The sequence below is a fragment of the Cryobacterium sp. GrIS_2_6 genome, assembly GCF_035984545.1.
Lineage (GTDB): Bacteria > Actinomycetota > Actinomycetes > Actinomycetales > Microbacteriaceae > Cryobacterium.
This window is the reverse complement of the sequence record NZ_JAXCHP010000001.1, coordinates 1,493,436-1,519,966: the sequence shown is the minus strand read 5'-3', so window position 1 is coordinate 1,519,966 and position 26,531 is coordinate 1,493,436. Positions and strand designations below refer to the sequence as shown.

Below are 26,531 nucleotides of genomic sequence, written 5' to 3'. Positions count from 1 at the left end.
GTGGTGGGATGCCGGGCGCGGCGTAAACAGTGAGGCGCCCGACGTCAGCGGTTTGAAGAACACTCCGCCGAATCGTCGCAGGCATGCGGAGGGTGGCGCGCCACCTGGTCGTGTGGGATGTTGCGGTCGATGACAAGTGGCTACTCCATTCTTTGAGAAAATCGAACATGCGTTCGATTATTGAAGCGTAGAGTCGACCACTGACAGGGCACTTTCTGCAATCGGCGATGGGGCGGCTGTCACGCCACGAGGCTTCGCAGAGCTCTGTACAGCGGACGGTGTTCCGATGAGTTATCTGAGCGCAAGCGTCGATCGTCACTTCACGACACGCCGGTTCGATGTGCTGCGATATCTGCTCGTCAGTGAAAAGACTGGCTAGGTCCGAAATGCTACCTGTGAAATCAACGGTGAGCCGACGATCCTGCCGAGCGTGCGCCAATCGACCGAGCAAGAACAGGATTAGTGCGCCGTGACACAGGCGCTAGCTTGAGACAATGGACGAATTTCTGAAGGGTTTAGGGGAGCTGTTCGGGACTCTGCAACTCGGAAGCGTCGCGGAATGGATTGGAGCCATAGCAACGGTAGGAGCGCTCCTCTGGGCCTTCCTCCTGTTTCAGGCGGATCGGCGCCGTACGTCGCGGTCCGAGGCGGATCGATTCACCGCGTACATCGTGAGTACCACCAACATGGGGGACTACTCCACGGCAAAGTTCGAGTTCTTCAACGCAGGCGATACGCCGGTCCCACTCGCATATCTGATCGTCCGTCAGCCAAATGTCGGTTATCGAATACCGCTGAAGTTTGATGGCAGTTGGGTTTTGCGGCCAGGCACGCAGATGAGCTTTCGTTTGAGATTGGAGCGTCACTCGAACGACTCGTACTCGTATGTGTATTTTCATGACTCGCATGGTCGGGCATGGTTGCGGGACATTCGAACGGGAAGATACGTTTCCTTACGGCGGGAGCGTCGGGGACCTTGGCGGCGCTACTCAGGAGGCCCACGGGCACGTTGGCGTCAATTTCTGGAGAATCGGACTTCTCTGCCACAAGAGTTCAAAATGGCTTAATTTCAGATGCATTGAGCGATGAGCACTCCCCAGACCACCTGATGGAACCGGGCCAGCCGAATCGGTGGGCCTGAACCGTCACCGGGATTCGTCTGTTCCGAGAGAGCAGCGTGGGTGTCTCCGGATTCGCGTCACGCGCTTCCCCGGAAGACACGATCGAGTCATATTAGGGCGGCCTGTCTGACGTGGCCACTTCGCGACCGCCGGTCTATCCGTCTGGCAATCTAGCGACGCTCGATGCCTTCGATCAGATGAAGGCGCCCAATCAACGACCACTGTTCAACTTTGGGCACCCATCCATCGTGCCCGGGTAGCTCACGAGCCATTGGCAAAGCAGAAGGCGATCCATCTGGATAGTAATGATTCCTGGCAGAATCACCTACAAAAATGATTGGGTCTAAGTGAGAAGGGGCTGACGGCCTAAATGGGGGGTCAGGGGCTCTATGGCCCGGGAACACTGGGATGCGGGTGGGTTCGCGTCTTGGTGTAGCCCCGCGCATGTGTCGGGCGACAGAGCAGCATCCCGCCACCCGATACGGTGAACGGGCACCAATATTCGGGGGGAAACAGAACATGGTCACTCGCAGACGCACGATCCTCGGCGCAGGTTTAGCGCTGGTCCTGGTGGCAGGGCTCGCCGGGTGCAGCGCCGGCGGCGGCCTTTCTCTGATATCGAATGGTGGCCCAGCGCCGGTCACCGCGACCCCAACACCGACCGCGATCCCCGGCGACACCAACGGCGACGGGAAGCTCTCCGAGTTCGAGAAGCAGATCCTGGCGCAGAACGCGCCGAAGGACTACACGATGGGCGACGGCACAGTCGTGTCGATCGACCCGAAGCAGCCGTTACCGGCTGCTGTGGTGGCTGAGGTTAGGGCTGCGATAAGTCCTTCGACGACGATCTTGGCGATGCCCAGTGCCTACGCTTCCGCGACAACTGCGGTCCACAATGCGATCAGCGCCGAGGGGGACGCGACCGGCAAAGGCATCATCGTCGTCACTCGTGCAACGAGCTACCCAAACCCGGGCGGCCCCGGCATCGACGGATGGGTAACGTTGGCCTCAAACAAGGACTCAACGGGAATCATGTTCACCCCAGACAAGAACTCGATCGTCACCGACGCTCAGGCGTGGGCTGCAAGCCGAGGATTTGAACTCCTCGTGATGGAATGACGCGTCCCGCGGCTACGAGATCATCGTCGTCGGCGCCGCCTCCTGACGACGACCGCCACCCACCGCTGCGACACCCACGACGCTAACCAGAGAGAAGGAGAACAGTGCGCAGAGCATCACGGTTCCTGAGTGTGGTGACCGCAGCCAGCATGTGCTTGCTCCTCCTGACTGGCTGCGTACCCGGACAATCCATCGACAGTCTGGCCAAACAACCCGAAGCCGCACTCGCCTACCCCGGCAGCACCGATGTCCAGACCAATGACGTCCCCGGACGGGTTCAATTCGGGCTCGATGGTGGCGACGTGGCCAGGACCGGTATATCCGGGACGACAACGCACACACAACGCGAGGTCATCGCCTTCTACTCGCACGCACTGGCAGCGAATGGCTGGACGCAGCCCAGGGACGATCATCGCTCCGAGACCGCTTCGGGACTGCCCTCTTACTTTATGCAATGGGACAAGGTGAAGCCCTACCTCACCTATGTCGTCGCCGTATGGACTGAGGGTGAAACCACGAAGTACGCAACTGAACTAGAATCGCAGCGGTAATGCGTTCGATTCACGGTCAAAGGCACTAGGCGGTGAGGTCCGTTAGCAGTAGGGCGAGGTAAGGCCGCACCGGCGAACAGGCTGGCCGCTGGCCAAAGCTAGGTGGCGGGCTTGGCTGGACTCCCACCTAGCCAGCCGGCTTCAACATCACCCTCCGTCTGCATCCGCGAGTAATGTGCACGCACACCCAGCTCCTCCGCTGGTAGGAAAAGAGGGAAACGCATGGTTCCGAACTATGTGATCGCACTCGCGATCACCGCCTGCATCCCTCTCATCGGTTACACGATCCGTCGTGTGCGCCATGCTCGGAAGCCCACGCAACCCTCAAAGAACTAGCGGCATCCGAAAGAGAGCGCTCGACCCGATGCGAACTTTGGTGCGGGCGCTCTACTTCGCGACCGCGCCGCTCAGGCTGTTGATGTGGCGACGGTTGTGAAATGGTGGCGGCGAACGTACAGCGGGCGCCGGCAACCTCGTGGCTCCCTCAGCCGTGGTACGGGCAGCCGTCCAATCCAACTAGCCTCCGGCAAGGCCCTTTACCGCTGCCCCGCGGCTTTCCGCACCGACCCTGTGAACTGGGCGGCGATGTGACCTGCTGCCTCGCCACCGTTTCCCCCGGGTCAAACCCCACTTCCCGACTGATCAGGATGTTCTGGGGCAGCCCTTCCACGATTTCTGGTCGAAGTAGTGCTCCGAAGAACAGGCGGCGTTCGGTGCTCGTCATCCCTGCCTGCTCGGCGGCGTCGTGCCGGCCATCGTCAACCGCCGAGATCACACTGTTCATGATCTCGCTTGCTTCCGGCTCGGACAGCCCGTACGACGCGCGGTGAGTCAAGAGGGCTCCGAGGTCAAATCGCCGGTCGCCGTCAGTCCCGATCCGCGTCTGCAGCATTGACGTCCCGGCGCCCATGAACGGGGAGAGGTCGTAGGCGGGGGTGAACGAAAGCGCGTGGCCGTCCCAGAAAGCGGATGTGTTGCGGAGGTGGTCGTCGTCGGCGCGAACCGCCATCAGGAAAGCTAGTCGTCGGAACATCTCCGGACCGACCAGTGTGGGTTCGGCGGCGCGTTGACGCATCCGATCAATAAGTTCAGGGTAGGAGCCGACTCTGTCGGTTGATTCCGCGACCGTGTACCCGGAAACGACCTGACGCCTCCCACCATCCGACGTTCGATCAAACCGTTCGGTCAACAGAATGTCACCGTGTGCGCCCAGTGTGATCAGCTGGTGCCGCGGCACGGTGATGCCTGCTTGTCCGGCGAGGATGATCGCAGCTGCTTCCGCCTTGATCAGCGGTTCAGTGTCGGTGCGGACGGTGAACTTGGCAAGCCACTGTCGTCCGCCAGCGTGAACAAACGCCTTCGGCTGAGCACCGCCCGGCGTCGCCATGCTATTGCGCACAGCCTGACGGAGCTCCCCCGTGAGATCCTTATCATCCTGAACACGCGCGGCCCCGTCTGCCAAGATCTCCAAGCTCGCCTGACCGATTCGAGGCACGTACATGTGGGACTCAGCCTGGAAGTCGAGCGCGCCAACTCGATCTGACCCGGAAGCGAGCATCATGCGGATGTCCGGAACTCTAGTTTCCGAGTCCACGCCAAGAACGTGTTGGATGACCTTCTGCCCCCACGAGTCCGGCATGGAATCACGGATCGTCAGCGGCATGCCCCACACAGGATGTGCTGAGTGAACATCTACGCCCAGGGCAAGGTCAGGCCCGAGCGCGATGGCGTCCAGTCGAGCGAGGTAAGAATCGCCGTACTGGAACGTCAGGCCGCGACTGGTCCGGGCCGGCGCGACGACACCGGCAACGACAGGTTCAGTAGCACCAGGAAGAAACACCCACACGAAGACCTGTGCCAGGTCAGAAGTCCGTGGAGACACCAGGTTCCTTTCGGTTCCGTACGTTCGAAGGGATGAGCGTGAGCGCCTGCTCAATCGAAACCCTGACCCGAGACAAGGTTCTCGGGTCAGTGATGTCAAAGAGGGGAACCCCGACGACGGCGGCGACGTTCAGGGCGTTGCCCAACGACACGCTCGGGCTTCCGCTCTCAATCTGGAGAACCGTGCGCTCGGAAACACCGGACCTCTCCCCAAGCTGAACTGCTGTCCAACCCTGCTTCTGCCGGGCGATGCGAACCTGAGTGCCAAGAATGCGCGCCGCATCTGCTGCCTGGTCCACAAGAGCGATGGTGCGGCGAGTCATACGAGTCCCCTTACTTTCAGGCTAGAGCACTCTTAGCCTGCTACTAACGTGTCACCCTGTCAAACTTTGAGTTGCGGACTCGTATTCCACGATCCCTTCCGACGGTGCAGCCAACGCCAGAGAGAAAAGGCCGCAATCGTGGATCGCGACATGTCTCCGGACATGCACATCATGCTCACCCTCCTCGCCAACCTCACCGGTTCCACATCGGGCCCGCGGCGAGTTAAGGGGCTCGACCTGATGATGCCTTGCGGCCCGATGAAGCCGGCTCACAAATTCATCCGCACTCAGAGTCCTTTAGCGCTGACGCCGGGTCCGCCAGTAGTGGCGAACGCCAGAACCACCACGTGGATGGGCTCGGACGTGATCCTGACCACTGTGATCAGGCACGACAAGATCTGACGGATCACCTGCCTGAACAGCAAGACCGAAACCAACAGCGGCGGCGCGGACCTGGAGAATCTCGTCCGAGGTGAGCCCGTAGATCGAGAATCGACGATCGTCGTACCTTTCGATCTGAGCCAGCATGGTCAGGAACATGTCGACGTCGATCCCGTCATCCCTGTCTTTTGCCATGGCGAACAGCTCACAGTCACTCCAAAGACCTGAGGCCCTTATCGACCAAAGGTCGATGAAGTCTCGGGCCTCCCCGCGAGAGTAAATGGTGGCGACTTTAGCCGCGGCAGCGTCCTGGATATTCAGAACAGGGCCGATCGCAATCTCCGCGGGTTTGAAGCGGCGCCAGTCGAGACTCATATCGACTTCAACGATCTCCCCATCAGGCGAGACGACACCGAACTTGAAGAATGTCCCAGATCTTTTGATCGGGTTGAGAGTGAACCCGTCTCGTTCAAGCTGGGCTGTGACGGCGTCGACCGCAGCCCCAAATGAATCCGCATTTTCCATCGTGCTGAACCAGTCGGCATCGTCAGTCCGTCTGGATGCGATTCCATGCTCGATGAGGGCGCCGGACCCGGCAAGCGCGAATCCGAATTCACGGGCTGCGCGCAGCCCCGACATACTTACCGCCCGCTGGGCTGGAGTGAGTGCCACGTTTAGAGGCTCGACAGCTCAGAGAATTTCGTCTCCCAGAGCATCTGGCATCGAACAGGTAGGACAAGCGTCCTCCATGCTGAAATCAGCAGCTTGCGATTCAGCCACAGACACTGTTCCTCAGCTGTTCCCGTCCGAACGACGGCCTGATACATGCGTTGAACGTCAACTGGATCTGCAAGATCGACTGACTCTTCTGGGCCCCAGTAGATAGTCCTTGGAAGGCTGATGGCACCCGACGACGGCCCGGCCAGATCGTCGAGTGACCCGGGAAGTTCATACTCAATCGCGTTGGCGTAGACCAGCTTGCCCATTTGTCACATCTCCCTCACATCCATTATGTTGCGTGGCACTGGTTACATGCGCGGCACCGTCCAGATCTTCTGAGTCCCCGCCGAACTTGAACAACGAACGACGCGGGTACCTCGCCTCGCCGCATGTCTCCGGTCGTGACCATCACGCTCACCCTCCTCGTCAGCCTCACCGCAAACCAGGTCGCAGCTGCCAGCCAGGTCCTCGGGGTACCCGACGTGGAGGTCGCCGGCGCTGACGACGGCGCTGAGCTGGTGGCAGTGAACCTGCGGCGGGCACCCCGGACCTCCTGGCTGGTGCGGGTCGACAACAAGGCGGCCGGGATCTTCGCGCTCGCCCCCACACCCCGGGACGGGTACGACGTGCAAGCCTCCGTGTACCTGCGGTCGGAATGGCGGGGAGTCGGCCTGTTCGGCGAGCTGTACGAGGCGGCCGGCGCTGCGGCGTGCGCCGCCGGCGTAAAAGCTTGCAGTTCCGTCGCCGAGGTGAATCTGCGGTCGATCGCAGCGCACCGGCGGGTGTTCGTCGCGGACGGCCGGCTGATGGTTGGGGTGAAGAGGGTCGAGGAGATGTTCTGGTTGTTCGACTTTGCGGGTGGGGTGATGGGAGTGCCCGGGGCGCAATAGCAGTTCGGTGGGCAATTGAGAATCGATGCTGGACCCGGCACACATCGGGTTGGCGCTCGGCAAGAAGTAGGCCATTGGCGCTTCTGGTCAACCGCCCATCGACGAGCGTCGTTCGCGGACACCAATCAACTTGGCAATGAGGACCTCCACGCTGTCGTCGGCATTCGCCATAGCTGGCAACTCATCATCTTCGGATTTGGCATCGAGCGCGGTGAGCCTCTCGAATATCGAAAATGTATCTGAACCGTCTAGCCCGAGTTGAAGGGCCAGACGATTTCGGTCACTTATTCGGCGCGCGGTCTTGGCCCCTTCTATGGTTTCGTTCCCGAGTTCCGCGCCCCAACCGGTGAAACCATCGTCCATTCGAGGGCCCGAATCGGATACTCGGGCCCGCTGGCGAGTCGCCCTATCGGGTAGCGCTGTTCTGACGATCCGGTAGCGCGATTCCGGGGACAAGGTAGCGCTCGACGCGGGTGTGCTGCTCTGCTGTGAAACGACAACACATGGGGTGTTGTCGTTTCACGTTTGGAGTGCTGGTTCATGGCGGATTATCGGAAGATTCTGGTGTTGTTGCTGGAGGGGCGCAGTTATCGGGACGTGGTGGAGATCGCGGGGTGCTCGCACCGGGCCGTGGCCCGGGTGAGCCAGGAAATCCAGGCGCGGGGCGTCACCGCGGCGGATTCGGTCAGCGACGCCGATCTGGCCGGGTGGTTCCCGGACGGGCGCCGGAAGGTGTCCGAGGAGTATGACCAGCCCGACCTGTCTCGGGTGCTGGCGTCGATGAAAACGAACCGGCATTTCACCCTGTTGTTGGCCTGGCGCCGCTACGTCGACACGAAGGACCTCGGGAAGAAGTATGGCTATTCGCAGTTCTGCGCCCTGTTCACCGACTACGTCCGCAGCCACGACTTGGTCGCGGTGCTGAACCACGAGCCGGGCCGGGCGATGCTGGTGGACTGGGCCGGCGACACCATCGAGCTGGTCGACGCGGTCACCGGTGAGACTACGAAGGCGGTGCTGTTCGTCGCGGTGCTGCCGTTCTCCGGGCTGATGTTCTGCTGCGCGTTCATTGATATGAAGTCGCCGGCCTGGCTCGACGCCCACGTTCAGGCATTCGCATTCTTCGGCGGGGTGCCGCAGATCATCGTGCCGGACAACCCGACGACTGCGACGAACCGGTCCCACCCCGGCGATGCGGAGCGGGTGGTGAATGCCCGCTATCAGCAGCTCGCCGACCACTACCAGTGCGCGATCGTCCCCGCCAGAGTGAAGCGCCCAAGGGACAAGGCGTCGGCCGAGAACGCGGTGAACGTCGTCAATAAACGCGTCATCGGGTATCTCGAGGACGATGTTTTCACGACTCTGGCCGAGTTGAACGACGCGATTGTTGAGCGGGTGCGGGAGATCAACCACGATATCCGCCGCGCTGACGGCTCGACCCGGTGGGAGAGGTTCGATGCCGAAGAGAGGAAGCTGCTGGGTTCGTTGCCGGACGCGGCATTCGAGGACGTCCAGTGGAAGGAGCTCAAGGCGGCCCGCAACTACCACGTCACCGCCGACACCCAACGGTATTCGGTGCCGTTCGCGTTGGCCGGCAAGCTGTTGCGGGTGCGGCTGACCGCTTCGACGGTGACGGTGTTCGACGGGAACGACATCATTTGCAAACACCCGCGGTTGACGGGCCGGAAAGGCCAGTACTCGACCCTGCCGGAGCATGTTCCGCCGCAGCACCGCAATATCGACGGGCTGTGGTCGAGGCGGTGGTTCACCGATCGGGCGCGTAGTTTCGGCCCGGCGACGGTCACGGTGATCGAGCAGATCCTCGACGCCCAGAGCATCGAGGCGCAAGGGTATCTGGCCTGCCAGAACATCCTCGACGGGCTCGGCAAGAACAACCGGCAACGGCTGGACGCCGCCTGCCAGGAGCTGCTGAACCGCCGTGCGCACCCCACCTACACGACGTTGAAACACCTCATGGCCACGATCGACAGCGACGCGAAGAAACCGAAGCCGCTGATCCCGGCAGCCTCGACCCGCAAGCGCGGCAGCACCGTCGTCTTCCGGGACTCCGGACCGGACGTCTATGTTCGCGATGCGTCCCACTACGAGATCGGCGAAGGGACCGGGCGATGACCTTCACGAGCATCGACTACGACAAGTTCCGGGCCCTGCGGGTCACCCATGTTGCGACCCGGCTGGAGGAACTCATCCAGGACGAGGCCAACGACACCCTCACCCCGGAGCAGCTGTTCCTCACCGCCGTCGACGACGCGTTGGAATCCCGGCGGGTGAACAAGGTCGAGCGGCTGATCCGCCAGGCACAGCTTCCGATTCCCGGAGCCACGATTGCGGAAGTCGACTACCGCGACGGGCGCGGCATCACCCCCGTTCGGATGCGCCGCTATGCCACCCATCAGTGGCGGGCGGATTCGACGAACCTGCTCATCATCTCGCCCAGCGGAGGCGGGAAAACCTACCTCGCCTGCGCGCTCGGGATCAGCGCCTGCCAGAGCGAGCACACGGTCGCCTACTTCCGGATGGACGACCTCGCCCGGCGGCTCGTCATCGCCCGCGGCAATGGCATCGCGCACCAGAAGCTGCTGAACGAGCTGTCCAACATCGACCTACTCATCATCGATGACTTCCTCACCGTCGGCATCGACAGCGACGCCGCCAGCGACTTGTTCGCCGTGCTCGCGAACCGAGAACACCGGTTGCCGACGATGATCGCCTCACAGACCGGGCCAGCGCACTGGGTCGCCGAACTCCCCGACCGGGTCGCGGCGGACTCCATCGTGAACCGCCTCGCGAACCACGCCCGGATCATCAACCTGGGCCAGATTGACATGCGCAGGCACCGCAACGAACAAACCCGCAGCCACGACACCTACTGGGAGTGTTAGCGGCCATGCCAAACTGCCCATAGGCGGCCACGGAAGTGCCCACTGATGGCCAGTAGAACGGCCCGTTGGTGGCCATGAGATCTGCCCACTTCTATTTCTGAACCCCCGCCCGGTTACGTGGCGGGAGCCCCTTCCTGGGATTTGATGACGGTGTCTAGTCGCATCAAAGTCGCCCAGGAAGGGGCCCTGAATGAAGTTTGACGGAGAAATCATGGAAATACTCGCTGCCTACGACCTGACTGAGTCGTTGCGTGCTGCTGCCGAGCTCACCGGGTGCTCGCATCACACTGTCGCCCGGCACGTCGCGGCGCGCGACGCGGGCCGGCCGCTCGCGGAGCCCGCTTACCGGGGCCGGGTCACGGATCCGTTCTTGCCGAAGATCGAGGAATGGGTGGAGGCGTCGCAGGGCAAGATCCGTGCGGACCGGGCCCACGCGAAACTGATCGGCTTGGGCTACGCGGGTTCGGAGCGGTCGACGCGGCGCGCGGTCGCGCAGGTCCGTGCTGCGTTCCGGCTCGGCCGGGTGCGGGTGCACCGGCCGTGGATCACGGAGCCGGGGATGTGGTTGCAGTATGACTTCGGCGACGGCCCCGTCATCGATGGGAAGAAAACGGTGTTGTTCGTCGCGTGGCTGGCGTGGTCGCGGTTCCGGATTGTGATCGCGTTACGGGACCGCACGGCGCCGAGCGTGTTCGCCGCGCTGGATCGCTCGTTCCGGCTCCTTGGCGGCGCGCCGACCTACGTCCTGACCGATAACGAGAAAACGGTCACCGTGTCTCATGTTGCCGGGGTTCCGGTGCGGAATCCGCAGACGGTGGACTTCGCCCGCCACTACGGGGTGAGCGTGCTCACGTGCCAGCCCGCGGATCCCGCGTCCAAGGGCGGGGTGGAGTCCTCGGTGAAGCTCGCCAAGGCTGACATCGTGCCCAAAGACACCAACCTCCGGCCCGACTACGCGTCGTTCGCCGAGGTCGAAGCGGCCTGCGAAGCATTCATGGCCCTGGTCAACACCCGAGAGCACCGCGCCACCAGGCGGAAGCCGTCGGTGATGCTCGAGGAGGAACGGCCCCGGTTGCACCGGGTCCCTGACACTGCGCACACCGTCGCGCTGGGCCTGACCCGCGCCGTCCCGGAGAACACGCCGATGGTCACGTTCGAGAACGGCCAGTACTCGGTGCCGGCGCACTTGCTCGGCGCCCGTGTCTTCGTCCGCAGCCACGGCGTCGGCTCTGACGAGCAGGTCGTCATTGTCCATGTCGGCAGTGACGGGCCCGTCGAGGTCGCCCGGCACCAAAGGGCCCGGCCCGGCAGCCCGAAGATTGATGACGCGCACTTCCCCGATCACCGGGAGAAGATCCCGGGCGATTACACGATCACCCCGCGCAGCGCGGCCGAGACGGAGTTCCTGGCCATCGGGGCCGGCGCGCACGCGTGGTTGCTCGAGGCGGCCGCGGCCGGGACCGCGCGGATGAACGTGAAGATGGCTGAGGCCGTCGCGCTGGCCAAGATCAGCGGCACCGCCCCGGTCGACGAGGCCCTCGGCCAGGCGGCCACTTATGGTCGTTTCGCGACCGGTGACCTCGCCTCCCTCCTCAGCGCGGGCGCCGCGCGCCCGCCGGCACGGACGGCGGGCGAGACCAGCTCGCTCGCGCAGGGCACCGCCGGGTGGGCTGCGATCGGGCAAGCCGCCGATGACGAGTTGGAGCAGAGCGCGTGAGCGTCACCCAGGCCGCCGCGCCCGCGCTGCCCGCGGACCTGGAAGCGCTCATGCGGCAGTTGAAGATGCCCTACGCCCGCGCCCTGGCGCCGGAACTGATCGCGACCGCCCGGGCGCAACGCTGGGAACCCGTCGAGATCATCAAGGCCCTGTTCGTTGAGGAAGTCAACGGACGATCCCGGTCAATGCTCGCCACCAGGCGCCGGGCCGCGGGGTTCCCAACGGGGAAAACGTTCGACACGTGGGATGAGTCAGCGTCCTCGATCCCAGCCCCGACGCAGCAGGCCCTCCGCACGTTGGAATGGATTGGCCGGAAGGAAAACGTCGTCGTTTGCGGGCCCTCCGGGACTGGGAAGACGTTCTTCCTCGAGGCCCTCGGCCAGCAAGTCGTCGAGGCCGGCATGAGGGTCGCGTGGTTCCGCCTCGAGGACCTCGGCGCTCTCGTCCGCGCGCACCGCGCCGACGACTCCGTCGGCCGGGTCGTTGCCCGGATCCTGCGCTCGGATCTGATCGTGATCGATGACATCGGGCTGCTCGAAGTCGGGGCCGACGCAGCCGAGGGCCTCTATCGACTCGTCGATGCCGCCTACGAGAAACGATCCATTGCGGTCTCGTCGAACCTGCATCCCGCGGGCTTCGACGAACTGATGCCCAAGACCCTCGCGACCGCGACCGTTGACCGGCTCCTGCACCACGCCCACGTCTGCCAGACCTCGGGCGACTCGATCCGCCTCACGCAGGCACTCGCCGGGAAAGGCGTCACGAAAATGAACTAAACCAACACCGACCGCGCATGGCCAACGCCACCAACACCCAGGTGGGCAGATCTGTTGGCCATGACCGGGCAATTCTCGTGGCCACCAGCGGGCAATTCTGCTGGCCGCCTACGGGCAGTTCCAATTGGCCATTGACACTGGGAGTGAAACCGCAGCGGCCCGGGCAGACAGTCCGGGCCGCTACCACTTAGGCAGAAGAGCGCTACCGGGTTATCAGAACAGCGCTACCCGATGAGGCGACGCGCCACCCGCGTCAGGTCGGAGATGCTCGGTTTTCTCGCGTTCAATTCCGAGTTCGATCCCGCCGCATCAGGGCGGACAGCCAGCACAACCGCTGCCTCAGCCGCTGATTTCGTTTTCCTAGCCCAGCGCCCCTGAGGCGTGCGCGGATGAACATCGGAGTAGTTCGAGCGGAAGATCATAACAACTACGTGTGCGGCGATGAAGAAACGGCGAATGCGTCGCCGGCCGTGACGCGATTTTCAACCGAAAGCAGCAGGTACTGCCCCCGTCGGAGTTGCGCCACCCCTCATGGCACCGGATTTCAACCTGCGGGGCGCGACCTCAATCGCATGAACGAGGTTCCTGGGACTCCGGCGATCTGCCTCTGTCCTCAAGTCAACGGTCGCTGTCGCGGCTAAAGCATCCCCGACAAAATACGACAGTTGGCAAGCGTGGATTTCTGGTGTTCCCAGCGCATCAATAATCGCCGTCGCGACCCGCGGCGCTTTTGGACGCACCTATGATCGAGTCCAAACCAACGGGAACGCCTCGAAGTGTGCGGCCTCCGACTTTAAAAATGACGTCGCCACGTGCGTCGCGTTTCTGGGCCGCACTGGTCGAAAGAGTCAGGCCTTCATCCCAGAGCGCGATGAATGCTGTCGAGACGCTTGTCCCTGGCGGCAACGCCTTGGGGTAATGCCGTTGTGCCTCGTCAAAGGCGTTCTGGCGGTTTAGCATCACGATGTTCAGCGGACCGCCTCGGTTGGCTTTGAGGTAGCCGATGGAGCGACCCAACGGTTGCATCTTTCCGTCAGGGTCCGTCCTCCAGCCGAGAGCGTTGTTCCCGAATCTGTCGGAAATGGGCAACGGAGGCTGCGAGGGGTTCTGTGGATTCAAGATATGCGCGTGACCTGCCGCGAGGGTTTCGCGGATGGCGCCAAGGAGTGCGATAACCGGCGTCGATTCAGCCTGGGCCTCGAAGGATGACACTGCGAAACTCGCGATCCTGGCAGGGAGACCGTCGGAGCGCTCCGGGTCAAGAAGACCGCTCATTTCCGAGTCACCGACCATTTCAGCGAGGATACTCAATGGCGCAAGCCCGAGCATCAAATCGACAGCCATCTCGCGGTGGCGAACGTCCGGTTTCCCACCGGACACGGCGCGTGAAATGCGATCCTTTGCGAGGCGCTCATATCGCGTCTTGAACGACTGAGCGGCATTCCCTGCCCCCTCGGCCCCAACAGCTTCCGGGGTCTCGCCCGTCAGAATTCCCAGCATGTTTGGCCAACTGTCGCGTTCAGCCACGTACTGAAAAGCTTGCGCCGCCGCAGCCAGAAGACGCCCAGGGGCGCGGTTATTGTCGCGAAATCGCTCCAACCGGTCTCGAGCGGCGTCATTCACGAGCGAATTGATGCTGAGGTTCACAATTATCGTGCGGTCACGCACCGACGAGATCGAGTGCTCGTTCTCAGCGGTCAGGACGAGCAGGGCATGCGGTGTGAAGACTTCGCGGGCCTTCAGGTCGATACCTGATCGTCGCTTGCCGAAGTTGCCATGGACCGATCGGACGAGAGTGCCCGCCTTGTCTTCTTCTGCCCGGTATTTTTGTCCTTCCTGGGTCGGTGCCAAGTCGTCCAAAACCCAAATATTCGTTTGAGCAACGGCCTGCTCGCTCCCTGTGGCTGTGTCTCTTATGGCGCCGGGGAGGTGCTTGTCAGTCCATATGGGGCCTCTTTGGTGGAAGGACAGTATCTGCGAGACGGTGAAACTCTTTCCGGATCCGGAAGCGCCTTGAAACCAGATGACCGTCGTGCAGGGCGACGGCACGGAGGGTCGCATGCCTGCCGCCATAACCAAGGCGGCGACGTTGCGGTCTCGCCACGGGGCATTTTCGATGTACGTCTCGCGGAGGCTGCGCAAATCGTTCCGAACCTGCTCCTTCCACATCTCTGACATGACTGGGTGCGGCGAGTCTGGAAGCGCGAAGCCCGACGCACCGGGCAGAACGGTGTTTGTCACGCCCGCATGAGTGCGGTCCCGATCGGTCACGTTTCGTGCAATCACTGTTCCACCGGAAATGAAGGCACAGATCGGTGAGGCCTCCACTGGGACCCATCCCATGGTGTCCCAGACGAGTATTTCGGCGGTTGCTATTGATTGGTTGGCTTTGATAGCTCTCAACCATTCATGACCACGGGCGCCATGTGGAGGCCATGCGGGATGCTGCAAAAGATTGTTCGGAACATAAGCACCACGTCGGTCCCAGTGCTCTGGTGGATACATCAACAAGGTAGCCGGACCGGTAACGTCGGCCGAATCAATAGTGAAGTCCTCTCGAAGCCACTGAAGACGGATTCGGCACGTTGAAGGACCGAACGGCGTATCCTTGTTCACCCCTGCTCCGAACCTCCCAGTCGATACTTCGAGCTCTGTCGGGGCACGGTGCGTTTCCATCGCGATGACCTGGCCGCCAATAGCGATGCGGTCCTCCCACTCAGGTGAGGAGGCGTGGCCGAACAAGTTCTCGCGGCGGCACAGCTGTTGGACCCCACAACCGTCGAGGGACACTCTCCAGGCGCCAATCTCGGTGGCACCGCGGGTACGCGCCGGCGCCTCGGGCATTCTTGGAACAGCGCTGGAGAGCAAATCGCTCCAGACCAAGCCGCCCTCGGACAGAACCTCGCTGCCGAGGGCATGATCGCCCGAATCGGGATCGCCACTAATCTGGGGAAGCGCGCTGGGCCGAGTTTCGCGAGGCTGCGTTTGAGGATCCTTCGACTCGACCCCCACGATCTTCATAACGGCGTTCCGACTCTCGCCCGAGGTCCACAAGTCATTAGAACGACTCCAGGCGTTCCAATCGGAGGATTCGTTGCCGCCGAGGGCGAGGATCATCTCGCGCCCTGCCAGTTGCATAACCTCCCAGACTTCTGAACTTGGTGGTCGCGCGCTGTCCACAACGGCCAGGACCGTGACACGATCCGATGGTCGAATGCCAAGCATCAAAGCATGGAGCGTGCGTATGGCCTCCGCGGGAGAAATGTCGGCGCCTGTTGCGAGTACTTCGTCATCGATCAGATGAGCTCGGAGCAGAGATGTTAGAGCACGGTCGCCATTCAGTACCCCCTTAGTGACAAGCAAGGTGGGGGACGCGGCGCACCATCCGGGCGGAGTCGCCGGGTGAACATCCATCACAAGGTCCGAACCAAGCATCATCGTGCTCGGGGAGCCTGAGGATGACGAGGATGAGCGCAACTGAGTCGTAGTCGGTGCCGGCGTCTGGCCGGCGCTCTGCGCTGCCGTGACAAGATCGACGCGGTACCACGGCAATATGAGGGCAGAATCGGTTCGAACCATATCGAGGACCGCACGGTGACCTTTCGACGTTATCGAGCCCAGGCCTTCGGACTTTGCAAGATCTGGGACCGACAAGCGGTCAAGGGTGCGATATCCGCGCGCTGCGGCGACCAGCGGAGCTATGCCATACCGAACCAGCAAGGCCGCTTCGGTGGGCTTGACGAACGGTGCGAAGGCTTCCGGTTGCAACGGGGTGGTTGGGAACTCATTTGAGGCAGATTCAGTCATCAGTCTTCTGTTTCAGGGGCAGAATGAAGGCCCGGCAATGTGAATTGATGCGGCGCACTGATTCGAACACGTACGCCTTCAGATCAAGTCTGCTGGTCAGCGCATCACTGGCTTGACCATGCCGTACGAGCCTCCGCGCATCCCGAGTAGCGACGTCGTCCGTCGGCATGAAGTCGCAGTGGTCGGAACGGACGGGTTGTAGCGGCTTGAGGATCGCGCGCAGGCGTGCCGCTGGCTGCGAAACCGGTGCCGGTGCCGGTGCCGGTGCCGTCAGGTTGCAACCTGACCATCGCATTACCACGCGTTGGTAATCTTTTTATCCCTGATGAAACGATATATACGCACGTCGATTACCTCATTACCAGCTGGGCAGCCTGTAATACATAGAGAGTCGGAAAGAAGGGTCATTTGTTGACGCCGACCCAAAACAGGGCCAATAGTGCCGTTTGAAAACAGGACCACCATGTGTGTTTCTACTATGCCGTATCGGCGGCGGGCTGGTGGCTTTTGAGCCGGTAGCTGTTGCCTTTGAGGCTGAGGACGTCGGCGTGGTGGACGATGCGGTCGATCATCGCGGACGCGACGGTGGGGTCGCCGAAGACCTCGCCCCAGCGTCCGAATGACAGGTTGCTCGTCAGGATCAAGGACGCGTGTTCGTAGCGGCTCGCGACGAGCTGGAAGAACAGGTTCGCCGCGTCCTGGTCGAACGGGATGTAGCCGACTTCGTCGCAGATCAGCACGCTGTAACGGCGGAGCCGGATCAGTTCCGCGGCGAGCTTGCCGCGGGAATGGGCCTCTTGGAGTCGGGCGACCCAGCCTGTCGCGGTGTCGAAGAGGACACGGTGGCCGTGTTTGGCGGCCTGGACGCCCAGAGCGACGGCGAGGTGGGTCTTGCCCGTGCCGGGCGGCCCGAGGAGCACGATGTTCTTCGCCTCTGTGACGAACACGCTCGTGCCGAGGTGGGCGATCAGGTTCCGGTCCGCGGAGGGCTGGTGATCGAAGTTGAAGTCCTCTAGGGTCTTGTGGCCGGGGAACCGGGCCGCTTTGATCCGCAGGGCCGCGCCGGACGCTTCCCGCTCCGAGACCTCGCGGGAGAGGACCGCGGCAAGGTATTCCTCGTGGGACCAGCCCGCGTCGCGGGCCTGATCGCCCAGGCGCCGGAACGCGTCACCGATCCTCGGGGCGCGCAACGCGCGGGCGTAGTACTCGATCTGAGACGCCGCGCCGCTCACGCGAGCCTCCCCAACTCGATCAGGCCGGGACCGATATCGACACCGAACACATCGTCATAGTCCGACAGGCTCGCCGACTCGACGAACGCGACGTGGGCCTGGGGCCGGTGATGGCGGTGCAGGCTCTGGAACTGACGCCGGAGCACGGCCGCCTGGATGACATGGTCGGGGTCGGTGATGGTCAGCTGCCGGGCCCAGGCCCGGTCGTGAGAGGTGACGGTGACACCGTTGTGGGCGACGTGGACCTGCTCAAGGTCAGCGGTCACGTCCACGAGCCTGCCGATCAGGGCCGGCGCGACGGAGTAGTCGTTGGAGTGCACCCTGACGTAGTAATCCCGCGGCAGACGCACCGTGTTCCGGAACAACACGTCCGGCGCCACCGGCGACAACGGGCGCATCGCGGCCCGGTCCTGGTCGATCAGGTCGACCGGGCGGGCGCGCCGGGACCGGGAGTGACGCGCGTTGGCCACCGGCAGCCAGGACGCGAGCTGCTCGTTGAAGTCCTGCGGGGACACGAACACCCGGCCCGGCATGAACGAGGACCGGAAGAACCGGTTCCGCCGCTCGACCATACCCTTGGACTCCGGATCCCGGGCCTTGAGGAGCTTGACCTCGGTGCCGAGGGTGCCCGCGAACGCGGCAGTAGGCTCGGTGAGCTTGCCGCGGCCGATGCCGGACTCGTTGTCCCAGAGCAACCGTCGCGGGACCGCGCGGGCGGCCTGGAGCAGGGACCACATCCCGCCGAGCAGGTCCGGTGTTTTCCGAGACGGCAGCATCAGGGCTTGGAAGAACCCGGAGAACGTGGACGTCATCACCAGCACCGGCGGCGCGCCCTGCTGCCCGTGGCCGAGCGGGAGGTCCTCGTGCGGGAACCACAAGTCGCACTGGACCTGCTGTCCGGGCTCGTGCACGAGCCGGTCCGCGGGGTCCGGCGGCACGTACTCCGGCCGGATCCCCGCGACTTTGTCCCGGAACACCGACGCCGACCCGAGCCAGCCAACCCGCTCCGCGAGCGTGGACGCGGCCATCGTCGGCGTCACGGCCAACAACACCCGAACCTGCGGGGCGAACGCATCAAAACTCGACCCGACCGCGGGCCGCTGGTACTTCGGGAGCCGGTCCGTTTCCAACGCCCGATCCACCGTTCCCCGGGACACCCCGACGAGCCGGCCGATCTCCCGCTTCGAGTACTGGCCCGTGGAAAACAGTTGGCGTATCTTCGCCCAATCATCCATATTGATCACCTTCCATAATGGTCGGTGGCCCTGTTTTCAATCGGCGATACTGGCCCTATTTTCGGTCGGCGTTAACATCATTCCTCTATGCAAGGCACTCTTAAGATTCTTCCCATATATACATAGATTAAAAATGGGTAATTTGGTAATAAGTAGGTAGAGGGGCCGTGCTGCCCTCTGAATCATTGGGATCGCAAGGTTGCACGATCCTGGTACGGTCTGGTAATCGTGGTAATCACGAATTATCCTCACTTATGACCGCAGGCCACGAAGAGTCTGCTAGTGTCTGCGCTGAAGTGTCCGAGCCTGCCCGACGCTTGTCGGCCCAGAAACTGCAAATTCTCGCTCCGCTGGCCTCGTTCTCAGCAACAGCACGACTACGACAGACTCCGCTCTGACCAACATTGGGCTTTCGTCGCCACATCTGACTACTTTCGGCCGTGGGAGCACGCACTGGTAGGCACGCTCTGATCTGTTTCAGTTGGCGCTTTCCGGTGCGCGGCCTCGGGACGATAGTGGGGGAGGTTCGAGACGGCGTTGCGCCGGTGGCGCTGAAGATGCGGCAGGATCCGGTGCTCAGGGGTTGGCCCGGTTTGTGAGGACGAGGCTGGCATTTTCGCCTTCGCGGCGACGCGATGGCTGATTGCGATCTGAGGTCCGCGGGCCTCCGACCGGAATGGCGGAGCGACGGCTGTTCCAGGAACTGGACCAGGCGGCCGGCGGTGCAGTGCGCGTGGTCGGTGTCGCGGGTGCTGCTCGGGGGACCTGGCGAATGTAAGGTCCGTTACCCAGCACCGGACGGTGTTCACGGGGCCGAGCGGTCACTGCCATAGGTCACGGCCACCACGAAAGGTGTTTGGGTGTTCGAATTTGTCGACGTCGACGTCGATGTCGACGGGCGCAAGACCGGGTAGCTATCTATCTCGCGTTGTAGCGAGCTCGCACCTCGAATGTGAGAAGCCAACGGCGAGGAAACTCGCTAGCAAGATTGCTAGCAAGATTGCTAGCAAGATTTCGAGCAAACTAGCAAACTAGCAAACTAGCAAACTAGCAAACTAGTAAACTAGCAAACTAGCAAACTAGCAAGCTAGCGGTCCCGCGGTCCCGCGGTCACGCAGTCCAGCAAATCAGCAAATCAGCAACTAGTGCGCCACCGCGCATCCGCGCGACGTCGTATGCGCGATTGAGTTGTCGCGGAGCATTCGGACAGCGAAGCGACCACGCGGAGCTCGGCGAGAACTCATGCCCTCCGTTTCTTAGAGTGGAGTCCGTATCGAAGACGAGCCCAAGGACTGTGGTAGTCGAAGCGGCGCTCCTCGAGTACTGACGCCTGTGGCCTTGCATGCGACGTCACCGAAAGCGTCTGCATCGTGGTTCGCCATGGTCTATTGCGTGAGTCCTTCGGTTCCAAGGGCAGTGGCATGCTCGGCGTAGGAGTGCCGACCGGTTGTAGTCATAGAGGCCCAAATCATCGGCAATATTTCAGGTGTCCAAGTGAGAAGGGGCTGATGGCCTAAATGGGGGTCAGAGGGCTCAGAGCTCCGGGATCACAGGGAAGCGGGTAGGTTCGCGCCTAGGCGGCGTCCCGCGCATGTGTCTGGCGAAAGAGCAGTATCCCGCCGGCCGGTACGGTGAACAGGCACCGACTACTTGGGGGAAACAGAACATGGCCACTGTTAACCGCACGCTTTTGGCTTTGGGCTCGGCCCTCGTGCCGGCGGCAGGGCAGACCCGGTGCAGTTTCGCCGGCGGCGACCTGACGACCCCTCCGCTGGCTTACGCGCGCTCAGAACGCCCGGACTGGCCGGTATCTCTATGAATAGCGATGACGTGGCCGGTGAACCTCATGCGGACGCGGTCAAGTCAGACGCGTCGGTCGGACTTGAAATGCCTTTGAACACGCGACCGGACGAGAAATCTCTGAAGCCTGGATACAGAGACCGGATAGCCACTTGGTGGGCGGGCCGGAAATTGTTGTTGCGCGTCTCGTGGGGTGACGAGGTGGCCGTTTGCTTCGGTGACGATGGGTTTTAGGGCCCTCTGATTTGGTGTCTGCGCATCGGCGGCGTCAGGCTGACGATGTCCGGATAGACGAAAGGCCCGGCGTGGGATCTTGACGGATGTCTAGCCCGGGTCTAGTAGAGGCTTCAGCGTGCCCGTTGCCGTGGAGTCGGCGGTTATTGAACCAGTCGATGTGCTCGGCGACGGCGAGCTCGAGGTCGTCGATGTCGTGCCAGGGCCCGCGGTTCCGGATCAGTTCGACCCCTTTGCCGCCCAAATCGGTTTCGACGGCGTTACCGCGATGTCCGATGCCGTCGGCGTACTCAGATGCGGCGTTTTCCACGCCGAAAATCCCGGTATCGGTCGTTACAGGGCAAGTGAAGAAGAATCTCACTGACCGTGCAATTCATCGACGATGAACTTACCTACCGGGAGGCTCTTCATCGCCGTAAGTCGAGCTCAGCGCAAATTGATGCACTTGTGACACCTGCATCGCGGCTGCCTCCATCGCAGCAGGATCACTACTACGCTCAAGCTATCGGGCGGTGGATTCCGGCCCGCGAAGGGCCGGAAGTTCATTCCCAAAGCCTGCTCGAAAATCAAGGGAAGGCCACCATGCCCAGAAAAGTCAAATGGCTGGAGTTGCCCGAGGCGCAGGACTACCCGAGCGCCGCGGACTACTTGCACCTGCTCGTGCAAGCGGAGGGCGTCGACGCCACCGTGCAGGCGCTCCAGGACGCGCCGATCACCACTAAGAAGGCCAAGGACATTCTGCGGGCTGCGGGCCTGCCGCTCCTTGACGTGACCAACCCCCACGTCGCCTCTGACTTGCTGAAGATCCGGACTGGCGTGAGGCTCTCGCCGATTCTGCTTGTTCGTGGCAATCTCTCTTCGGCGGTGCCGCTGCACATTGCCGACGGCTACCACCGGGTCTGTGCGACGTATTACACGGATGAGAACACGAACATTCCCGTGCAGCTAGCCGACCTGATCTTGGGGCGGCCGGCCGTCCCTTAGTGGTGGGTTAGCGATGACATTCCAAACCCTGGCGACCATCTCGATCGTTGCCCTGCTCGGGCCTTTGCTGGCGATCCCACGACGGTGGAATCTTCCGGTGACGCTGGGCGAGATCCTGGCCGGCATCCTCGTTGGCCATACGGGACTCCGTCTGGTCGATTCGTCGGACCCATCGATCACACTGTTGGCCGATATCGGATTCGCTCTGATCATGTTCGTGGCCGGCTCACATGTGCCCGTGCGGGACGCGCAGATCCGCTCCGCACTGGGCACGGGCGCAGTTCGTGCGTTGTTCGCCGCCGCCCTGGCGGTGGCGCTTGGTATTGGTGCCGCCGTCGTCTTCGGGAGCGCCCACGCTCCCCTATACGCGGTACTGATGGCATCGTCCTCGGCGGCACTCGTCCTGCCGGTGATTGATTCCCTGCGGCTGCGCGGAAACTCGGTGCTGCAACTAACTGCCCAGGTCGCCATCGCCGACATCGTCGCGATCATCGCCCTACCTCTGGCGATCGATCCGCCTAACGCCGCCCGGGCCGCCCTCGGAGCGGGCGCCGTCGCTGCGGCCGCTGCGGTGCTCTGCGTGACGTTGTCGCGTCTGGAACGAAACGGCGCTCGACTGCGGATGCATCGGCTCTCCGAGCAGCGCAAGTTCGCTCTCGAACTCCGCATCCAATTGGCGGTCCTGTTTGCGATGTCGGCCGTCGCGGTCTTCGGCCACGTCTCGATCATGTTGGCCGGGTTCTCCTTCGGATTGGTCGTCGCCGCCATCGGCGAGCCCCGCCGGCTAGCCAGACAGCTGTTCGCACTCGCGGATGGGTTCTTCGGACCACTTTTCTTCGTGTGGCTCGGCGCGTCCCTCGACCTCGGTGACCTCGTCACGCACCCGCAGATGATCCTCCTGGGCCTCGTGCTCGGTGGTGGCGCCCTGCTCACCCACGCCGCCACTCGGTTCCTCGGTCAGGAGCTGCCTCTGGGCTTACTATCTGCTGCCCAGCTCGGGGTTCCCGTCGCCGCGGCCACGATCGGAGAGCAAGCCCACCTACTCGTACCCGGCGAGGGCGCGGCCCTCCTCCTCGGCGCGCTCGTGACCATCGTCCTCTCCTCACTCGCGGGCGGGCGCGCCGCGAAGCGACAAGCGAACATATCTGCCGCACCTCCTGCGGCACCCTAGTCTCAGATCCAGCCGCGTGGGGAGGACGACGAGGGTTTACCAGCGAGTGACTCGGTCGCAGCCCTGGGCGGTTCCCATCTGCCGCCTCGTCAGCGACCCCGATGGGCGCCCTCGTCGGTTGCTCCGGACTGCCGGGTTCCAGGCCAGCTAGAGTTCCACGGCCATGATCATCTACGTTTCTTTTCGGCGGTGGAGGCGGTCTCACTAATGTGGGCTTGTGAGTGTGTGTCAACTGGCTTGCAGGTGTCCGCGTACGATCGTGTTCCCGGAGTGTGCGGGGTTGCCGTTGTTGGGTTGGGCTGAGATATCGACGAGGGGATATTGGGTGAGGTCGACAGTATCGGGGATGTCAAAGCGGCCGGTGTTTCCGTCGAGCAGGCCGATGCTGATAAGTCCTGAGGCGTCTGCTTTGATCAGCCAGACCTCGCGTAGTGAGGTATTCGGGGTGGCGGGAGCTGTCAGGTCGACGGTCACGTTGCGGTGCCCGTCCGCGCTCTCCTTAACCGACGCTTGGCCGTGTGCTTGCCAGCCGGGGAAGGGGGTGAGTTGCGCTTGGTAGATCACTGTTGGTGTGGCGGCCTGCTGAAGTGAGTCGAACCAGATACCACCGGCCAGGCCCGCGATGAGGCCGACGAGCGCAGCTGCGAAGGAAACAGGTAGCCACCGACGTCGACGCGGCGCCAGATCAACGAGTGTGCGAGCCCTCGACCCGGTGAGATGATCCCTCGAAGTTCGGGTTTGGGCGGGCTCCGGGACATTGGTTTCCGCTGCGGGCGTTGCGCCGACGAATTGGTCACGTCGTGGTGTGCTCTTGACGGCAGCACTGAGCCCGAGAGCGCTATGAATCCGCTCCCAGACCGCTTCGGCAGGCTCGGTGAGGGACACGTTGCGCGCGGACTGGCCGACAATCACGGTGTGCTGGAGAGAAAGGAGTTCGAGCGCACACCCCGGACATCCCGTGAGGTGCTGGCGTTCAGCTGCGGTGAGGTCAGCCCCGGCCAGGGCGATGATGGCAAGGTTCTCGGGGTCAATGTGTGTCATCGCTCGCCTCCAATCGGTTGCGCAGTCCGCTGAGGATTCGAAGAATGCGGTTCATCCCGGTGCCCGGGCTATTCGGAGTCGAGCGTCGACCGGCATGTTGCTCGTTCATGGTCCCCCCCCGTCTACGGTGGGCGCAGAATGGTGTGAGGCACAGCATAGCCAGAAGCCCCGTTCAGAGAGCCGTTGTCAATGGGTTGGGCCGTCGAAGGGATCTTGGTCCTTGTGGCTCGGGTCGAGTGGGCGGGCACACGCAGGTTTGGCCCACGGGGGACAGATGGAGCTCACCCTGATGTATCGGACGGATTTGGTTCTTGTTTGTGTGCGTTGAGGCGGACACCTCTTGCGCTCTGATGGCAGAGCGCAGGAGGCGCCCGGGTGCTGCTTAGTGGTGGGCCTTGTCAAGCTTGATTGTCTGAACGGCGAAGGCGAGGGTGTGGTCAGCGAGGCTGCCCCACGCATACACGATGGTGTTCGTGCGCTTGGCGATCGTCACGTCGGCCGGACCGATCAGCGCTGCGGTCGTGCCGGTCGCGGCAACGGCCGCGCTGATCGTCCCCGTCGGCAGGGTCAGTTCGACCTCGTCGGGGTTGGTCAGGTCGGTAATCGCGGCGGCACCGTTGGCCAGAACGTCGACCGAGGGCGCAGCGGCGACGTGGCGGACCGTGAGCCGACCATTGCCCTTTCCGACGGCATCCGGGTTGTTCTGGAACAGGGTCGCGGTCGGCATGCCGGCCTCGGTCAGGTGAGCGACCGCGGTGTAGTTGTTGCCGCTGCCCAGCTTGAGATCGATCGGGCCGATCACGGGATTGGAGGCGTCTTTGGCGTCGGCGGCGGTGATGGCCACGGAGTAGGTGCCTGGGTCAAGGCTCAGAGTGTCTGAGAAGGAACCGGGGGTGAAATTATCCAGGGTGAGTGCTCCGTTGACGTAAACGTCGACCGTGACGCCCGGGATTGCGTGGAACACGGTTAGTTCGGCGGGACCGTTGTCCCCGTGGCTGTGGCTCTCACTGGCGTTTGCCGGCATGAATCCCGCGAGGGCGACGAGTACACCGACTACGGCGCCGACAGCGATGGTCTTGCGCATGGTTACCTCCTGCTAGTTGTTCTGGACGGGAAGCGTCATCGCCTCCCAGACTCTCTTCTGAATGGACTTCCGTTTTGGATGCACGGGACGCTAACAATTTTTTGGAACCCATCGGCCGGACCCTTGCTGGCGCTGCCTGTGCGAATCTCTCAGCCGGGTCCGCAGTGTGGTCCAGGGCAGCAAAGTGTCCCTCGCAGGGTGCGATTCTTATCACTTGGTCGACGATCCTGTCCCGTCGGTACGCCGGATCAACTTTCCGAACTCGGATTCTAACGCCAGCTGAGATCTACAAAGTCGCGGCGGGGTAGGGACCTCTGACAAAGAGACAGGCGCGAACTGTGACCGGGCGGGTGGCTTGCTGTCGACATCACAGATCCTGAACGAGGGGGAACCATCGGCTATTTGGCTCCCGTGATGACCTCAGGGTGCGGATCGGCGCGGGTGATGCGGGCGCAGTGCACGTCATCGCCCAGAATTCCTCAGCCGAGCGAGGACGTATGGAGTGATGACCGTGTGGGCTCCCAGCAAGGGAATCTCAACTAATTTGACGTGCGGTGTCCTTGCGGACTTCTATGGGAACGCGATCAGGACTACGAAGAAGATGGTTCCGGCGGCGATGCAGTAAATCGCGAAAGGGGTGAGTGTTCTGGTTTCGAAGAAGCGCAGGAGGAATTTCGTGGCTAACCATGCGGCAACGGCCGAGCAGAGTGCACCGAGGAGGAATGCTCCGCTCTGATCGGCCATCTGCGGGCTGAACAGTCCCGGGAGTTTCAGTGCGGCCGCGGCGCCGATGATGGGTGTGGCCAATAGGAAACTGAATCGGGCAGCGGTTTCGTGGTTGAGTCCGGAGAGGAGTCCACCGACCATGGTTGATCCTGATCGGGAGATTCCCGGTAGCAGGGCGGCCGTCTGGGCGACGCCGATTCCGAACGCCTGTTTCCAGGTGAGCTTGGCGATCGTCGCGTCGGACCTCTCGGTCTCGGACATTTGCGTCTCGGCCGAGCGCCCGGGAATGGGGCGTCCGCTCGAAACAGCATCAACGCTCACCCGAGCGGTCAGAGCAAGGTTCGGATGCCGTCGGAGGCGTTCTGCGGTCAGAAGAATGAGGCCGTTGATCACCAGGAATGCGGCAGCGATCAGTGGGGATGCGAAAAGGGACCGGAGGGGCTTCTCCAAGAGCAAGCCCACGATGCCCGCGGGGATTGTTGCGGCGATGAGCAGCCAGGCGAGTTTCGCGTAGATGTCGTCGGGGCCGATTTTACGATCCCGGATGGAACGTCCGAACCCACGGAAAACCCGGATCCAATCCCTAATGAAGAATAGGAAGAGAACGATAGCGGTAGCCAGATGGGTCGCAACGAGAAGCCCGAGGAACGCGGGGCTGCTTTGGTCGATGTTCCAGCCGAATAGTGTGGGCAGGATGACACTATGGCCAAGGCTGGAAATGGGGAACAATTCCGTGATCCCTTGGAGAAATCCCAGAATCACCGCTTGAATCAAGGTGATCATATGAACAGGCTAGAGGTTCCGGTCACCTGCGCCGACGTGCGCCGCCAACGAC

Annotated in this window: 21 protein-coding genes; 10 read left to right on the top strand and 11 right to left on the bottom strand. The window is 62.6% G+C overall.

Annotated features, from left to right (window positions below):
- Window positions 1–1,691 precede the first annotated feature (1,691 nt).
- Together RCH22_RS07635 and RCH22_RS07630 are read left to right on the top strand one after the other, a co-directional pair.
- Window positions 1,692–2,240: a hypothetical protein gene (locus RCH22_RS07635; protein ID WP_327013446.1), complete on the top strand. Its 549-nt coding sequence runs from the start codon at window positions 1,692–1,694 to the stop codon at window positions 2,238–2,240.
- 104 nt (window positions 2,241–2,344) lie between these two features.
- A complete protein-coding gene (locus RCH22_RS07630) occupies window positions 2,345–2,791 on the top strand; it encodes a hypothetical protein (RefSeq protein WP_327013445.1) in 447 nt (148 codons plus the stop codon).
- Between the two features lie 484 nt (window positions 2,792–3,275).
- Here the strand turns inward: RCH22_RS07630 and RCH22_RS07625 are convergent, their stop codons facing one another.
- From RCH22_RS07625 to RCH22_RS07610, 4 genes are all read right to left on the bottom strand, one after another.
- The gene (locus RCH22_RS07625) at window positions 3,276–4,454 is read right to left on the bottom strand and encodes a HipA domain-containing protein (protein ID WP_327013444.1); all 1,179 of its coding nucleotides are present in this window, start codon (window positions 4,452–4,454) and stop codon (window positions 3,276–3,278) included.
- Between the two features lie 199 nt (window positions 4,455–4,653).
- Window positions 4,654–4,995 (bottom strand): helix-turn-helix domain-containing protein, encoded by a 342-nt coding sequence (locus RCH22_RS07620; protein WP_327013443.1) that lies wholly within the window; start codon window positions 4,993–4,995, stop codon window positions 4,654–4,656.
- Between the two features lie 297 nt (window positions 4,996–5,292).
- On the bottom strand, window positions 5,293–6,048 hold the full coding sequence (locus tag RCH22_RS07615; RefSeq protein ID WP_327013442.1) for a hypothetical protein: 756 nt from the start codon (window positions 6,046–6,048) through the stop codon (window positions 5,293–5,295).
- Window positions 6,049–6,050: 2 nt separating this feature from the next.
- A complete protein-coding gene (locus tag RCH22_RS07610) occupies window positions 6,051–6,362 on the bottom strand; it encodes a hypothetical protein (protein WP_327013441.1) in 312 nt (103 codons plus the stop codon).
- A gap of 123 nt (window positions 6,363–6,485) precedes the next feature.
- Between RCH22_RS07610 and RCH22_RS07605 the strand changes: the two genes are divergently transcribed.
- Window positions 6,486–6,986, top strand: coding sequence for a hypothetical protein (locus RCH22_RS07605; RefSeq protein WP_327013440.1), 501 nt, complete (start codon window positions 6,486–6,488; stop codon window positions 6,984–6,986).
- An 87-nt stretch (window positions 6,987–7,073) separates the two neighbouring features.
- Here the strand turns inward: RCH22_RS07605 and RCH22_RS07600 are convergent, their stop codons facing one another.
- Entirely contained in the window at window positions 7,074–7,349 is a 276-nt protein-coding gene (locus RCH22_RS07600) for a hypothetical protein (RefSeq protein WP_327013439.1), read from the bottom strand.
- A gap of 162 nt (window positions 7,350–7,511) precedes the next feature.
- On the opposite strand from RCH22_RS07600, the gene istA (RCH22_RS07595) reads away from it, so the two are divergent.
- From istA (RCH22_RS07595) to istB (RCH22_RS07580), 4 genes are all read left to right on the top strand, one after another.
- A complete protein-coding gene (gene istA / locus RCH22_RS07595) occupies window positions 7,512–9,119 on the top strand; it encodes an IS21 family transposase (RefSeq protein WP_327013438.1) in 1,608 nt (535 codons plus the stop codon).
- Window positions 9,116–9,889 (top strand): ATP-binding protein, encoded by a 774-nt coding sequence (locus tag RCH22_RS07590; RefSeq protein WP_327013437.1) that lies wholly within the window; start codon window positions 9,116–9,118, stop codon window positions 9,887–9,889. The genes istA (RCH22_RS07595) and RCH22_RS07590 overlap by 4 nt, the downstream gene beginning before the upstream one ends.
- Before the next feature lie 190 nt (window positions 9,890–10,079).
- Complete coding sequence (istA, locus tag RCH22_RS07585) at window positions 10,080–11,606, top strand: IS21 family transposase (protein WP_327013436.1); 1,527 nt, start codon at window positions 10,080–10,082, stop codon at window positions 11,604–11,606.
- Complete coding sequence (gene istB / locus RCH22_RS07580; protein ID WP_327013435.1) at window positions 11,603–12,382, top strand: IS21-like element helper ATPase IstB; 780 nt, start codon at window positions 11,603–11,605, stop codon at window positions 12,380–12,382. The genes istA (RCH22_RS07585) and istB (RCH22_RS07580) overlap by 4 nt, the downstream gene beginning before the upstream one ends.
- A 699-nt stretch (window positions 12,383–13,081) precedes the next feature.
- On the opposite strand, the gene RCH22_RS07575 is transcribed toward istB (RCH22_RS07580), so the two are convergent.
- The 3 genes from RCH22_RS07575 to RCH22_RS07565 all read right to left on the bottom strand — a co-directional run bounded on the left by RCH22_RS07575 (window position 13,082) and on the right by RCH22_RS07565 (window position 18,656).
- Complete coding sequence (locus RCH22_RS07575; RefSeq protein WP_327013434.1) at window positions 13,082–16,189, bottom strand: hypothetical protein; 3,108 nt, start codon at window positions 16,187–16,189, stop codon at window positions 13,082–13,084.
- Between the two features lie 476 nt (window positions 16,190–16,665).
- Window positions 16,666–17,421, bottom strand: a complete 756-nt coding sequence (istB, locus tag RCH22_RS07570; protein WP_327012613.1) for an IS21-like element helper ATPase IstB — start codon at window positions 17,419–17,421, stop codon at window positions 16,666–16,668.
- Window positions 17,418–18,656 carry an IS21 family transposase gene (locus tag RCH22_RS07565; protein WP_327012612.1) on the bottom strand — a complete coding sequence of 413 codons (1,239 nt, stop codon included), beginning with the start codon at window positions 18,654–18,656 and terminating at the stop codon, window positions 17,418–17,420. The genes istB (RCH22_RS07570) and RCH22_RS07565 overlap by 4 nt, the downstream gene beginning before the upstream one ends.
- A 2,152-nt stretch (window positions 18,657–20,808) precedes the next feature.
- Between RCH22_RS07565 and RCH22_RS07560 the strand changes: the two genes are divergently transcribed.
- From RCH22_RS07560 to RCH22_RS07550, 3 genes are read left to right on the top strand one after another with little or no spacing between them, the layout of a single operon-like run.
- Window positions 20,809–21,054 carry a hypothetical protein gene (locus RCH22_RS07560; RefSeq protein WP_327013433.1) on the top strand — a complete coding sequence of 82 codons (246 nt, stop codon included), beginning with the start codon at window positions 20,809–20,811 and terminating at the stop codon, window positions 21,052–21,054.
- A gap of 2 nt (window positions 21,055–21,056) precedes the next feature.
- Entirely contained in the window at window positions 21,057–21,674 is a 618-nt protein-coding gene (locus tag RCH22_RS07555) for a hypothetical protein (protein WP_327013432.1), read from the top strand.
- A 13-nt stretch (window positions 21,675–21,687) separates the two neighbouring features.
- Window positions 21,688–22,845 (top strand): cation:proton antiporter, encoded by a 1,158-nt coding sequence (locus RCH22_RS07550; protein WP_327013431.1) that lies wholly within the window; start codon window positions 21,688–21,690, stop codon window positions 22,843–22,845.
- A 228-nt stretch (window positions 22,846–23,073) separates the two neighbouring features.
- On the opposite strand, the gene RCH22_RS07545 is transcribed toward RCH22_RS07550, so the two are convergent.
- The 3 genes from RCH22_RS07545 to RCH22_RS07535 form a co-directional block, all read right to left on the bottom strand.
- Complete coding sequence (locus RCH22_RS07545; protein ID WP_327013430.1) at window positions 23,074–23,886, bottom strand: anti-sigma factor; 813 nt, start codon at window positions 23,884–23,886, stop codon at window positions 23,074–23,076.
- Between the two features lie 382 nt (window positions 23,887–24,268).
- Window positions 24,269–24,970, bottom strand: a complete 702-nt coding sequence (locus RCH22_RS07540; protein ID WP_327013429.1) for a DUF4397 domain-containing protein — start codon at window positions 24,968–24,970, stop codon at window positions 24,269–24,271.
- A 570-nt stretch (window positions 24,971–25,540) separates the two neighbouring features.
- Window positions 25,541–26,479, bottom strand: coding sequence for an undecaprenyl-diphosphate phosphatase (locus tag RCH22_RS07535; protein WP_327013428.1), 939 nt, complete (start codon window positions 26,477–26,479; stop codon window positions 25,541–25,543).
- Window positions 26,480–26,531: the final 52 nt, after the last annotated feature.